Raw genomic sequence first — 11925 nt, 5'->3', positions numbered from 1 at the left:
TTATTAACGCAGATAATATTATTTTCTACTTTCGCCATGCAGATAATAAAAGTAAAGCGGAATATAATGCAGGACATCTGCAGAGAGTTACCCGAATATAATTGAAAAGGAATTTGTATGCTTAATGGAAAAACATTAATGCTGTTGTTGGGCGGAGTTGTTCTCTCGGGTTGTGGGCCGGAGCCCTCCGACCCGCAGGGAAATAATCCGGCTGAGTTAAAACAGGAGCAGGCTATCCAGAAAGAAAATAGCGCTCAGGCCGGGGATGACACTGTCCAGAAAAGACAAGCCGAGGCCGCCCAACAGGCTGCGAAAAAAGCAGCCGAATATAAAGCGAAAGCTGAAGCCAAAGCCCTGGCAGATGCCAAAGCGGGATCTCTGGCAACAGCCGAAGCACCGCAACATGAAATGCGGACACGTGCTGCGGCATCAAAAGCGTTCGCTGCACAAGGCGGTAATGTAATGGGGACCGCGCGTTACGAACACTACGATGAAAATCCGATTAAACAGGTAAGTCAGGCGCCGCTCGCCACGTTTAGTCTGGATGTAGACACTGGCAGCTACGCTAACGTGCGGCGCTTTCTGAATCAGGGACAACTGCCGCCGCCGGAAGCCGTGCGGGTAGAAGAGATGCTCAACTATTTTCCCGCGCCTCAGCCCGTTGCGGATAAGCAGGATAACACTAAACCCATTGCGGCCTGTATACCGATGCCATTTGCGGTTAAATACGAACTGGCTCCCTCGCCGTGGAACGCGCAGCGTACGCTATTAAAAGTTGATGTTCAGGCCCGGGACATGCAGACCAGTGAACTGCCACCTGCCAACCTGGTTTTTCTCATTGATACTTCCGGCTCTATGCAGCCAGCGGAACGCCTGCCGTTGATCCGGTCGGCGCTAAAACTGTTGGTGAACGATCTGCGTGCGCAGGATAACATCACGATTGTGACCTACGCGGGCGGCACTCACGTCGCGCTGGCGTCTACAGCGGGAAATAACACAACCGCGATTAAAGCGGCAATTGATAATCTGGATGCTTACGGGAGTACCGGTGGTGAAGCGGGATTACGACTAGCCTACGAGCAGGCCGAAAAAGGGTTTATCAAAGGCGGCGTTAACCGCATTTTGTTGACCACCGACGGTGATTTTAACCTCGGTATTACCGATCCCAAAGACATCGAAGCGCTGGTAAAAAAAGAGCGCGAGAAAGGTATTACCTTATCTACGCTGGGCGTCGGCGATGACAATTTCAACGAAGCCATGATGGTAAGAATTGCTGATGTGGGTAACGGCAATTACAGCTACATCGACTCCCTCTCCGAGGCGCAAAAAGTCCTCAAGGATGAGATGCATCAAACGCTGGTCACCGTTGCCAAAGATGTAAAATCGCAAATCGAATTTAATCCGCAGTGGGTGACTGAGTACCGGCAGATTGGTTATGAAAAACGCCAACTGCGCGACGAGGATTTCAATAACGATAAGGTTGATGCCGGTGATATCGGCGCGGGTAAACACGTCACGCTATTCTTTGAACTGACGCTTAACGGGCAGAAAGCCTCGGTGGATAAACTGCGCTACGCTCAGGACAAAGCCGCCTCAAAGCCAACAAAATCAAGCGAGCTGGCGTGGATCAAATTGCGCTGGAAAGCGCCGCAGGCCAGCGAAAGTACATTAGCCGAGTTCCCGGTCGTTATGGGAAAGATGCCGATCTTTGCTGACGCCTCTGAAGATTTTCGTTTCCGCGCGGCGGTAGCGGCTTTCGGGCAAAAACTGCGTGGCTCAGAAACGCTGGCAGATACGAGCTGGCCGCAAATTATTAAATGGGGTGAACAGGCGCGCGGGGAAGATAGACAAGGCTATCGCGCGGAGTTTATTAAACTGGTAAAACTGGCGGAAGGCTTGTCTCACTAAGCGTCAGGGGATGCCTGTACTGTAGGCATCCCCTGTTACGTCAGGCGCTTTTGCGGCTGATCAGTGGTCCCTGGCTGTTTGTTGCTGCGCGCTCCAGCACTTCCTGAATGACCGAAGAGAGTTCGTTAATCTCAAACTTGGCCACGTAGCCGTCGGCCTGCACTTTACGTATATGATCTTCGTTGGCGCTGCCGGAAAGGGAAGAGTGAATAACGACCGGGATCTTTTTCAGCCGTTCATCGGTTTTAATTTTACGCGTTAACGTAAAGCCATCCATCTCCGGCATCTCAAGATCTGTCAGGACCAGCGCGATTTTCTCGCTAATTGGCTTACCTTCGGCCTCCGCTTCCTGCGCCAGTTGCTGGATTCTCTCCCATGCATCCTTGCCGGTCACATGCATCTGGTGCGGAATTCCCATCGCGTTCAGCCCTTTTTCCAGCATCGCGCGGGCGACTTTGGAATCTTCCGCCACAATGGCTACCGCGCCAGGGGTAATATAAAATTTATTGGTCTTCAGATTGGTGGCGCGCAGATCGTGGCTGGAGGGGACAATATCATAAAGGATCTGCTCAACGTCGAGCACCAGCGCCAGGTTGTTGGTTTCTTTGTTGTCATCCAGGCAGGCAATACTGGTGATGTAGCGACCGTTGACGGCTTTCTCGGCGGTATGCACCTGTTGCCAGTCAAGACGCATAATATTTTCCACCGACTCGACGGCAAATGCCTGTACGCTGCGCGCATATTCGGTGATCAGCAAAATATTCAGCCCGGTTTCCGGCTTGCAGCCCGCTACCGCTGGCAAATCAATCACCGGAATGACCTGATCCCGAATATTGACCATGCCCAATAGCGGCGCTTTCATGCCTGCCGGGCGCGTAAAGGCGGGCATTGGTACGATTTCGCGCAGCTTAAATACATTGATGCCGAACAGCTCTGACTTCTGTTCATGCAGCGATGTACCAAGACGGAATAACAGCAGCTCAAAACGGTTGGACAGGGTTAAATTGGCCCTGTCATCAATATCTTTCTGAAAATTGTCCATCCTAACCTCATTATGAAAGCCTGCCTTTTTTAGTGTTATCGGCAATGAGGACAAAAAATGGAGCGCTAAACCGGGAAAACAGAAAAATCGTAAGCCAGTTCCGTCGCCGGGAAAATAGCGCGGCATTCCGCCAGTAAGCGCTGACAGCCTTTATCGTCATAGCGTGAGCTAATATGGGTCATGATCAGCCGACCAACGGCAGCTTCCCGCGCCAGCGTCGCGGTTTGACGGGTGGAGCTGTGTCCGCGAGCGTTGGCTTTCTCCTCCATTGACGCATCCAGCGTGGTTTCATGAACCATCACATCTACACCCTGCGCCAGCGCGAGGGCGGCCTCGCAGGGCGCGGTATCGCCGAAAATCGCCACTGATTTCCCGGCCACGGCGGGAGCAAGGTAGTCGGCGCCATTGATCTGCCTTCCATCGGCAAGTGTGACGGTTTTTCCTGCCTTCAACGCCTGAAACAGCGGGCCGGGCGTAACGCCTGCGGCTTTTAACGCCCTGGCATTCAGCGCGCCAGGCTTGTCATGTTCAACAACGCGATATCCGTAGCACTCCAGTGGATGCTCCAGCCTGAACGCGGTCACTTTACGCAGACCGTCGTCAAGAATATCGCCCGCGCTAATTTCTTCAATTTGCAACGGAAAATCGGTCCATGAACCGCTAAGGCGCAGTGTGGTTGCAATAAACTCACGCACGCCTTGAGGTCCGTATACGGTTAGCGGATGGGGATTCCCCGCCATCGACCGGCTGCATAGCAGACCCGGCAGGCCAAACAGATGATCGCCGTGAAGATGACTGATAAAAATGCGCTCAAGCTTACCGGGATGAAACGCGGTATTAAGCATTTGATGCTGTGTCCCTTCGCCGCAATCAAAAAGCCACACTCCCGGCTGCGTTGGATGTTGCAGATGTAATAAAATTGCCGTTACATTGCGTGAGCGCGTGGGAACGCCTGCGGACGTACCTAAAAAAATTAATTCCATCTTGTCCATACACGTTTGGTTATCGTTTAACCCAAGATTACCACAACACAGGAGCGCATCATGATTGACTGGCAGGATCTCCACCATAGCGAACTTACCGTTCCTCAACTTTACGCGTTACTCAAATTGCGCTGCGCGGTCTTTGTGGTAGAACAGCGCTGTCCTTACCTGGATGTGGATGGCGATGATTTAGTTGGCGACAATCGTCATATTTTGGGCTGGCATCAGGATGAGCTGGTGGCGTATGCGAGGATTCTGAAAAGTGATAACGAATCAGACCCGGTTGTTATTGGCCGGGTGATCGTCAGCGATGCCTGGCGAGGGGCGAAACTGGGCCAGCAATTAATGGCGAAAACGCTGGAATCTTGTGGGCGGCACTGGCCGGATAAGCCGCTATATCTGGGGGCGCAGGCGCATCTGCAACCTTTTTATGCGCGGTTTGGTTTTATTCCGGTTACCGATGTTTATGACGAAGACGGCATTCCGCACCGGGGAATGGCGCGGGAGGTTCATCAGGCATAAACCGAAACCGTTGACTATAGTTAGGAGCAGGTGTTAACACAACGGAGAATGAGAATGTCATATCAATTTGGTGAATCACGTGTTGATGATGATCTGACTTTGCTCAGCGAAACGCTGGAAGAGATTTTACGTTCCTCAGGCGATCCCGCCGATCAAAAATACATTGAGCTGAAGGCCCGCGCGGAACAAGCGCTGGAAGAGGTGAAAAACCGCGTAAGCCATGCGTCGGATAGCTATTATTACCGGGCAAAGCAGGCCGTTTATAAAGCGGATGACTACGTTCATGAAAAACCCTGGCAGGGTATTGGCGTAGGCGCGGCGGTAGGACTGGTACTTGGACTGCTGCTGGCGCGGCGCTAAATCCCCCTACTGAACAGAATTGCAACCCTCCCTAAATGAGGTACTGCTTTTTTAGGGCAGTACCCCGTATAATGTGGGGTTTTTAACAGGGAGGGTCCGCGTGCATTCTATTACTACTGCGCTGGAAAATCTGACGCGTCAGCTATCGCAAGAGATACCGGCGACGCCAGGGCTTTGCGTTTTCGATGCGCCTTTCCCTTTAAACGATGCCTTCGATGCATTGAGCTGGCTGGCCAGCCAGTCATCCTTTCCGCAATTCTACTGGCAACAGCGCAATGGCGACGAAGAAGCTGCCGTTCTCGGGGCAATCACCGTTTTTTCATCGCTCGATCTGGCGCAACGGTTTTTACGTCAGCACGCGCAGCCTGACCTGCGTATTTGGGGGCTGAATGCGTTCGAGCCGAAAGAGGGCTACTTATTGCTGCCGCGGCTGGAGTGGCGACGTAGCGGGGGTACGGCGACCTTACGCTTACATCTGCACAGTGACGTTTCGCTACGCGATGATGCGCGCCAGGCGAAAGCGTTTCTCGCTTCTCTGGTCGGTATTAAGCCTGTTCCGGCGCTACGCCTTTCGCTCACGAGCGAACAGCACTGGCCGGACAAAGACGGTTGGGTGAAGCTGATTCAGCAGGCCACCCACACCATTGCGCAAGAGGCGTTTGATAAAGTTGTGCTGGCGCGGGCCACCGACTTACAATTCTCCCGTCCGGTCAATGCCGCCGCGATGATGGCGTCCAGTCGTCGTTTAAATCTCAACTGCTACCACTTTTTTATGGCCTTTTCCGCCGATACCGCCTTTCTGGGATCATCGCCGGAGCGGCTCTGGCGGCGGCGTGAAACGGCGCTGCGTACCGAAGCGCTGGCCGGGACGGTGGCGAACCATCCGGATAACCATAAAGCCTGGCAGCTTGGCGAATGGTTAATGAAAGACGATAAAAATCAGCGAGAAAATATGCTGGTTGTCGAAGACATCTGCCAGCGACTGCAAAACTGCACCCACTCGCTGGATGTGCTGCCGCCGCAGGTGCTCAGACTGCGCAAGGTACAGCATTTGCGCCGCTGTATCTGGACGGCGCTTAATCAGGCGGACGACACGCTCTGCCTGCACCAGTTACAGCCTACCGCAGCGGTCGCCGGGATCCCTCGTGAACCCGCGCGTTGTTTTATAGAACAACATGAGCCGTTCGAACGTGAATGGTATGCCGGGTCGGCAGGCTATCTCTCCACGCGGCAAAGTGAGTTTTGCGTGACGTTACGTTCAGCCAAAGTGACGGCCAATGTGGTGCGATTGTATGCCGGCGCGGGAATCGTCCGCGGCTCCGATCCGGAACAGGAATGGCAGGAAATAGATAATAAAGCGGCCGGGTTACGTACCTTATTGCAGATGGATGCGTAATGAGTCACATATTCCCGACCCATATCAATAATCCATTTTTGCAGCTCTTTATACTTAGTCCCAATGATTGATACCGGACAAACTCATGTCAGTAAGTGCATTTAACCGGCGCTGGGCGGCGGTCATCCTGGAAGCCTTAACCCGTCATGGCGTCAGGCATGTTTGTATCGCCCCTGGTTCCCGTTCCACGCCGCTCACGTTGGCGGCGGCAGAGAATCCTGCTTTTATTCACCATACGCACTTTGATGAGCGTGGGCTTGGTCATCTGGCGTTAGGGCTGGCGAAAGTCAGCCAACAGCCGGTTGCCGTTATTGTCACTTCAGGTACCGCCGTGGCGAACCTCTATCCGGCGCTGATTGAGGCGGGTCTGACGGGCGAGAAGCTCATTTTACTTACCGCCGATCGCCCGCCGGAGCTGATTGACTGCGGCGCCAACCAGGCGATCCGTCAGGCGGGGATGTTTGCCTCGCACCCCTCCCAAACTCTGTCGTTGCCGCGTCCCACGCAGGATATTCCGGCGCGCTGGCTGGTGTCGACCATCGACAATGCGCTCGCCATGCTTCATGCGGGCGCGCTGCACATTAACTGTCCTTTTGCCGAACCGCTGTATGGCGATATGAATGACACCGGTCTGGTCTGGCAGCAGCGTCTCGGCGACTGGTGGCAGGATGAAAAACCCTGGCTGCGCGAAGCGCGTCGACTGGAAAGCGACAAACAGCGCGACTGGTTCTTCTGGCGACAAAAACGCGGCGTTGTCGTCGCCGGGCGTATGAGCGCGGAAGAAGGCAAAAAAGTGGCGCAGTGGGCGCAAACTCTGGGATGGCCATTAATTGGCGACGTATTGTCGCAAACCGGGCAGCCGCTGCCGTGCGCCGACCTGTGGCTCGGCAACGCCAAAGCGGTGACCGAACTGCAGCAGGCGCAGATTGTCGTCCAGCTTGGCAGTAGCCTTACCGGAAAACGCTTACTGCAATGGCAGGCAACCTGCGAGCCGGAAGAGTATTGGGTAATCGACAATATTGAAGGTCGTCTGGACCCGGCGCACCATCGTGGACGCAGACTGGTAGCGAAAATCGCCGACTGGCTGGAGATGCATCCGGCGGAAAAACGTAAACCGTGGTGTGTAGAGATCCCGCGTCTGGCGGAACTGGCGTGGCAACGGGTGGTCGCGCAGCGAGACACCTTTGGCGAAGCGCAGCTGGCGCACCGTATCCGCGACTATCTGCCGGAGCAGGGGCAATTGTTCGTGGGCAATAGTCTGGTGGTACGTCTGATCGACGCGCTGTCACAGTTGCCGGCCGGCTATCCGGTATACAGCAATCGCGGGGCAAGCGGCATTGACGGCCTGCTTTCCACGGCGGCGGGCGTGCAGCGCGCCAGCGCCAAATCGACGCTGGCTATCGTCGGCGATTTATCCGCGCTGTACGATCTTAACGCGCTGGCGTTACTACGTCAGGTATCCGCGCCGTTTGTGTTGATTGTGGTCAACAATAACGGCGGGCAGATCTTTTCCCTGCTGCCGACGCCGCAAAGCAAACGTGAGCGCTTTTATTTGATGCCGCAAAACGTCCATTTTGACCATGCGGCTGCCATGTTTAACCTGCGCTATCATCGCCCGGAAAACTGGGAAGAACTGGAGTCTGCGCTGGCTGGCGCGTGGCGAACCCCGGCGACAACGGTGATTGAGCTGGTGGTAAACGATACGGATGGCGCGCAGACGCTGCAGCAACTTTTGGCTCAGGTAAGCCATCTGTGATGTTGCACGCGCAGCACATGCCCGGACAGCCTGGGGCGCCCTCGCTGGTTTTCCTGCACGGTTTTTCTGGCGATTGCCGCGAATGGCAGCCGGTTGGCGAACAGTTTCACGGCTGTTCGCGGCTTTATATTGACTTACCGGGACATGGCGGATCTACGGCTATTCCGGTCGGCGGCTTTGCCGATGTCATCAGATTACTGCGCGCTACGTTAATTAGTTACAACATACTAAAGTTTTGGTTGGTGGGATACTCTCTTGGCGGCCGGGTGGCGATGATGGCAGCCTGCCAGGGAATACCAGGCCTGTGCGGCCTGGTGGTCGAAGGCGGTCATCCGGGGCTGCAAAATGAACAGGCGCGCGCTGAAAGACGGTTGTCTGACGGGCGCTGGGCAGAGCGTTTTCGTCGTGAACCCCTGACTGAGGTTTTTCACGACTGGTATCAGCAGCCGGTGTTCGCCTCGCTGACGGCGCAGCAAAGGCAGACGTTGACGGCGCTGCGTAGCCAGAATAACGGCGAAACGCTGGCTGCGATGCTGGAGGCGACATCGCTTGCCGCCCAGCCGGATTTACGCGAGGCGCTCAACGCGCTGGCATTTCCGTTTTATTATTTATGTGGCGAACGCGACAGCAAATTCCGCGCCCTGGCGCAGGAAGTGGCGGCGACATGCCATGTTATTCGTAACGCCGGACACAACGCGCATCGGGAAAACCCCGCTGGCGTGGTAGACAGTCTGGCTCAGATTCTGCGTCTCTGACTAAAGGACACACTATGATCTATCCTGATGAAACAATGCTTTACGCACCGGTAGAATGGCACGACTGCTCGGAGGGTTACACCGACATTCGTTATGAAAAATCCACCGACGGTATTGCAAAAATCACCATTAATCGTCCGCAGGTGCGCAATGCATTTCGTCCGTTGACCGTCAAAGAGATGATTCAGGCGCTGGCGGATGCCCGTTACGACGACAACGTGGGCGTGATTATTCTGACCGGCGAAGGCGATAAAGCGTTTTGCGCGGGCGGCGACCAGAAGGTGCGCGGCGATTACGGCGGTTATCAGGATGACTCCGGCGTGCATCACCTGAACGTGCTGGACTTCCAGCGCCAGATTCGCACCTGTCCAAAACCGGTTGTCGCGATGGTCGCGGGTTACTCCATCGGCGGTGGTCATGTGCTGCACATGATGTGTGACCTGACCATCGCGGCGGAAAACGCCATCTTCGGCCAGACCGGTCCGAAAGTCGGCTCCTTTGACGGCGGCTGGGGCGCTTCGTATATGGCGCGTATCGTTGGTCAGAAGAAAGCGCGTGAAATCTGGTTCCTGTGCCGCCAGTACGATGCGCAACAGGCGCTGGACATGGGGCTGGTTAACACCGTCGTTCCGCTGGCGGATCTGGAAAAAGAGACCGTGCGCTGGTGCCGCGAAATGTTGCAAAACAGTCCGATGGCGCTGCGTTGCCTGAAAGCGGCGCTGAATGCCGATTGTGACGGTCAGGCCGGGCTGCAGGAGCTGGCGGGCAACGCTACCATGCTGTTCTACATGACGGAAGAAGGGCAGGAAGGCCGTAACGCCTTTAACCAGAAGCGTCAGCCTGACTTCAGCAAATTCAAACGGAACCCATAATGCGTAGCGCGCAGGTATACCGCTGGCAGATCCCCATGGACGCGGGGGTGGTTCTGCGCGACAGGCGGTTAAAAACTCGCGACGGGCTGTATGTTTGTCTGCGTGACGGCGAGCGTGAAGGGTGGGGAGAGATCTCCCCGCTGCCGGGGTTCAGTCAGGAAACGTGGGAAGAGGCGCAGACGGCGCTTCTGACGTGGGTGAACGACTGGCTTCAGGGGAGCGAGGGATTACCCGAGATGCCTTCGGTCGCGTTTGGCGCAAGCTGCGCGCTGGCGGAACTGACTGGCGTCTTGCCGGAGGCGGCGGACTATCGCGCTGCGCCGTTATGCACTGGCGATCCTGACGATTTGGTGCTGCGGCTTGCCGATATGCCCGGCGAGAAAATCGCTAAGGTCAAAGTAGGTCTCTATGAAGCGGTACGCGACGGCATGGTGGTTAATTTGCTGCTGGAGGCGATCCCGGATCTGCATCTGCGTCTGGATGCGAATCGCGCCTGGACGCCGCTAAAAGCCCAACAGTTCGCAAAGTATGTTAATCCAGACTACCGCGCTCGTATCGCCTTTCTCGAAGAACCGTGTAAGACGCGGGATGATTCCCGCGCCTTTGCCCGTGAAACCGGCATCGCGATTGCCTGGGACGAAAGTCTGCGCGAAGCGGATTTCACCTTTGAAGCCGAAGAGGGCGTCAGGGCTGTGGTTATCAAACCTACGCTGACCGGATCGCTTGATAAAGTGCGTGAGCAAGTCGCTGCCGCCCATGCGTTGGGACTGACGGCGGTCATCAGCTCTTCGATCGAGTCCAGCCTCGGCCTGACGCAACTGGCGCGGATTGCCGCCTGGTTGACGCCGGGAACGCTGCCTGGACTGGATACCTTGCATCTGATGCAGGTGCAACAGATTCGCCCCTGGCCCGGTAGCGCGTTGCCTTGTCTGAAGCGTGAGGAGCTGGAACGACTGTTATGACATTCACGGATTGGCCGTGGCGCCACTGGCGTCAGGTTCGCAGCCAGGCGCCCGCTCTGCGCCTGAACGATGAAGTGCTAAGCTGGCACGCCCTCTGTGAGCGTATTGATGCGCTGGCGGGCGGGTTTGCCGCGCAGGGCGTACGCGAGGGCGACGGTGTCCTGCTGCGCGCCGGGAATCAGCCGCGCACTCTGTTGGCATGGCTTGCGCTGATGCAGTGCGGTGCGCGGGTTCTGCCCGTCAACCCGCAGTTGCCCCAGACATTGCTGGAGGCGCTGGTGCCGAAGTTAACGCTGCGTTTTGCGCTGACACTGGAAGGCGAAAACGCGTTTTCCGGATTAACCGCGTTGCAGATACAAAAGAGCACAGCGGCGTATGCTGTGGCCTGGCAACCGCAGCGTCTGGTTTCCATGACGCTGACATCGGGTTCCACAGGATTGCCAAAAGCGGCCGTACATACGTGCCAGGCGCATCTTGCCAGCGCGCAGGGGGTGCTTTCGCTAATGTCGTTTGGCCCTCAGGATGACTGGCTGCTATCGCTGCCGCTGTTTCATGTATCCGGGCAGGGTATTATGTGGCGTTGGCTCTTCGCTGGGGCGCGCATGACGGTACGTGATAAGCAACCGCTGGAGCAGATGCTGGCAGGGTGTACTCATGCTTCGCTGGTGCCGACGCAGCTATGGCGGCTGCTGGCGAATCGGGCGGCGGTGACGCTGAAAGCCGTTTTGCTCGGCGGCGCGGTGATTCCGGTTGAACTCACCGACCAGGCCAGCAAACAAGGGATTCGCTGCTGGTGCGGGTATGGGCTCACGGAGTTCGCGTCTACGGTATGCGCCAAAGAGGCCGATGGTTCGGATGATGTGGGCGCGCCGCTTCCCGGCAGAGAGATCAGAATCGTCGATAATGAAGTCTGGCTGCGCGCCGCCAGTATGGCGGAAGGTTACTGGCGTGATGACAAACTGATCCCGCTGGTTAATGACGAGGGTTGGTTTGCCACGCGCGATCGCGGCGAGCTGAACCACGGCAGGCTAACCATCGCCGGGCGGCTGGACAACCTGTTCTTTAGCGGCGGCGAAGGCATTCAGCCGGAGGAAGTCGAACGCGTTATTAACGCGCATCCGCTGGTGCAACAAGCCTTCGTCGTGCCGGTAGAAGATAAAGAGTTTGGCCATCGTCCCGTTGCGGTTGTGGAGTATGTATCGCAGGCCGGAGACGTGAACCTCGCTGAATGGGTTCGCGATAAGTTGGCGCGTTTTCAGCAGCCGGTTCGCTGGTTGACGCTGCCGTCAGAACTGAAAAACGGAGGGATTAAAATATCTCGCCGTGCGCTCCAGCAGTGGGTGTGTGAGAGCTGTAAAAATTAATGTTA

11 protein-coding genes are annotated in these 11925 nt (G+C 56.0%); 9 read left to right on the top strand and 2 right to left on the bottom strand.

What is annotated here, in order from left to right:
• Positions 1-117: 117 nt before the first annotated feature.
• A complete protein-coding gene (locus ABVN44_RS18700; RefSeq protein ID WP_023232214.1) occupies positions 118-1908 on the top strand; it encodes a VWA domain-containing protein in 1791 nt (596 codons plus the stop codon).
• A gap of 40 nt (positions 1909-1948) precedes the next feature.
• On the opposite strand, the gene ABVN44_RS18695 is transcribed toward ABVN44_RS18700, so the two are convergent.
• Positions 1949-2950, bottom strand: a complete 1002-nt coding sequence (locus tag ABVN44_RS18695; RefSeq protein WP_000368560.1) for a chemotaxis protein — start codon at positions 2948-2950, stop codon at positions 1949-1951.
• A 65-nt stretch (positions 2951-3015) separates the two neighbouring features.
• A complete protein-coding gene (gene rbn, locus ABVN44_RS18690; protein WP_000419093.1) occupies positions 3016-3933 on the bottom strand; it encodes a ribonuclease BN in 918 nt (305 codons plus the stop codon).
• A 60-nt stretch (positions 3934-3993) separates the two neighbouring features.
• Here rbn and ABVN44_RS18685 point away from each other — a divergent pair, with 60 nt between their 5' ends.
• The 8 genes from ABVN44_RS18685 to menE all read left to right on the top strand — a co-directional run bounded on the left by ABVN44_RS18685 (position 3994) and on the right by menE (position 11920).
• Complete coding sequence (locus ABVN44_RS18685) at positions 3994-4455, top strand: GNAT family N-acetyltransferase (RefSeq protein WP_000568155.1); 462 nt, start codon at positions 3994-3996, stop codon at positions 4453-4455.
• A 54-nt stretch (positions 4456-4509) separates the two neighbouring features.
• Positions 4510-4815, top strand: coding sequence for a stress response protein ElaB (elaB, locus tag ABVN44_RS18680; protein ID WP_001519663.1), 306 nt, complete (start codon positions 4510-4512; stop codon positions 4813-4815).
• Positions 4816-4915: 100 nt separating this feature from the next.
• Positions 4916-6211, top strand: a complete 1296-nt coding sequence (gene menF / locus ABVN44_RS18675; RefSeq protein ID WP_000555674.1) for an isochorismate synthase MenF — start codon at positions 4916-4918, stop codon at positions 6209-6211.
• Between the two features lie 85 nt (positions 6212-6296).
• Positions 6297-7967, top strand: a complete 1671-nt coding sequence (gene menD / locus ABVN44_RS18670; protein WP_000116395.1) for a 2-succinyl-5-enolpyruvyl-6-hydroxy-3-cyclohexene-1-carboxylic-acid synthase — start codon at positions 6297-6299, stop codon at positions 7965-7967.
• Positions 7964-8722: a 2-succinyl-6-hydroxy-2,4-cyclohexadiene-1-carboxylate synthase gene (menH, locus tag ABVN44_RS18665; RefSeq protein WP_000979144.1), complete on the top strand. Its 759-nt coding sequence runs from the start codon at positions 7964-7966 to the stop codon at positions 8720-8722. Before menD ends, menH begins: the two co-directional genes overlap by 4 nt.
• A gap of 14 nt (positions 8723-8736) precedes the next feature.
• Positions 8737-9594 carry a 1,4-dihydroxy-2-naphthoyl-CoA synthase gene (menB, locus tag ABVN44_RS18660; protein ID WP_000640013.1) on the top strand — a complete coding sequence of 286 codons (858 nt, stop codon included), beginning with the start codon at positions 8737-8739 and terminating at the stop codon, positions 9592-9594.
• Positions 9594-10556 carry an o-succinylbenzoate synthase gene (menC, locus tag ABVN44_RS18655; RefSeq protein ID WP_023232213.1) on the top strand — a complete coding sequence of 321 codons (963 nt, stop codon included), beginning with the start codon at positions 9594-9596 and terminating at the stop codon, positions 10554-10556. The genes menB and menC overlap by 1 nt, the downstream gene beginning before the upstream one ends.
• Positions 10553-11920, top strand: a complete 1368-nt coding sequence (gene menE / locus ABVN44_RS18650; protein WP_048348908.1) for an o-succinylbenzoate--CoA ligase — start codon at positions 10553-10555, stop codon at positions 11918-11920. Before menC ends, menE begins: the two co-directional genes overlap by 4 nt.
• Positions 11921-11925 lie beyond the last annotated feature (5 nt).

Origin of the sequence: Salmonella sp. SJTUF15570, assembly GCF_043357055.1 — a bacterium.
Taxonomy (GTDB): Bacteria; Pseudomonadota; Gammaproteobacteria; order Enterobacterales; family Enterobacteriaceae; genus Salmonella; species Salmonella enterica.
The sequence above is the reverse complement of the archived record's forward strand: the minus strand, read 5'-3'. Positions and strand labels throughout refer to the sequence as shown.

Excerpts from the sequence above, each read along its gene's own strand:
- ABVN44_RS18700 (WP_023232214.1), top strand. The coding sequence starts at position 118 with ATGCTTAATGGAAAAACATTAATGCTGTTGTTGGGCGGAGTTGTTCTC.
- ABVN44_RS18695 (WP_000368560.1), bottom strand. The coding sequence starts at position 2,950 with ATGGACAATTTTCAGAAAGATATTGATGACAGGGCCAATTTAACCCTG.
- rbn (WP_000419093.1), bottom strand. The coding sequence starts at position 3,933 with ATGGAATTAATTTTTTTAGGTACGTCCGCAGGCGTTCCCACGCGCTCA.
- ABVN44_RS18685 (WP_000568155.1), top strand. The coding sequence starts at position 3,994 with ATGATTGACTGGCAGGATCTCCACCATAGCGAACTTACCGTTCCTCAA.
- elaB (WP_001519663.1), top strand. The coding sequence starts at position 4,510 with ATGTCATATCAATTTGGTGAATCACGTGTTGATGATGATCTGACTTTG.
- menD (WP_000116395.1), top strand. The coding sequence starts at position 6,297 with ATGTCAGTAAGTGCATTTAACCGGCGCTGGGCGGCGGTCATCCTGGAA.
- menB (WP_000640013.1), top strand. The coding sequence starts at position 8,737 with ATGATCTATCCTGATGAAACAATGCTTTACGCACCGGTAGAATGGCAC.
- menC (WP_023232213.1), top strand. The coding sequence starts at position 9,594 with ATGCGTAGCGCGCAGGTATACCGCTGGCAGATCCCCATGGACGCGGGG.
- menE (WP_048348908.1), top strand. The coding sequence starts at position 10,553 with ATGACATTCACGGATTGGCCGTGGCGCCACTGGCGTCAGGTTCGCAGC.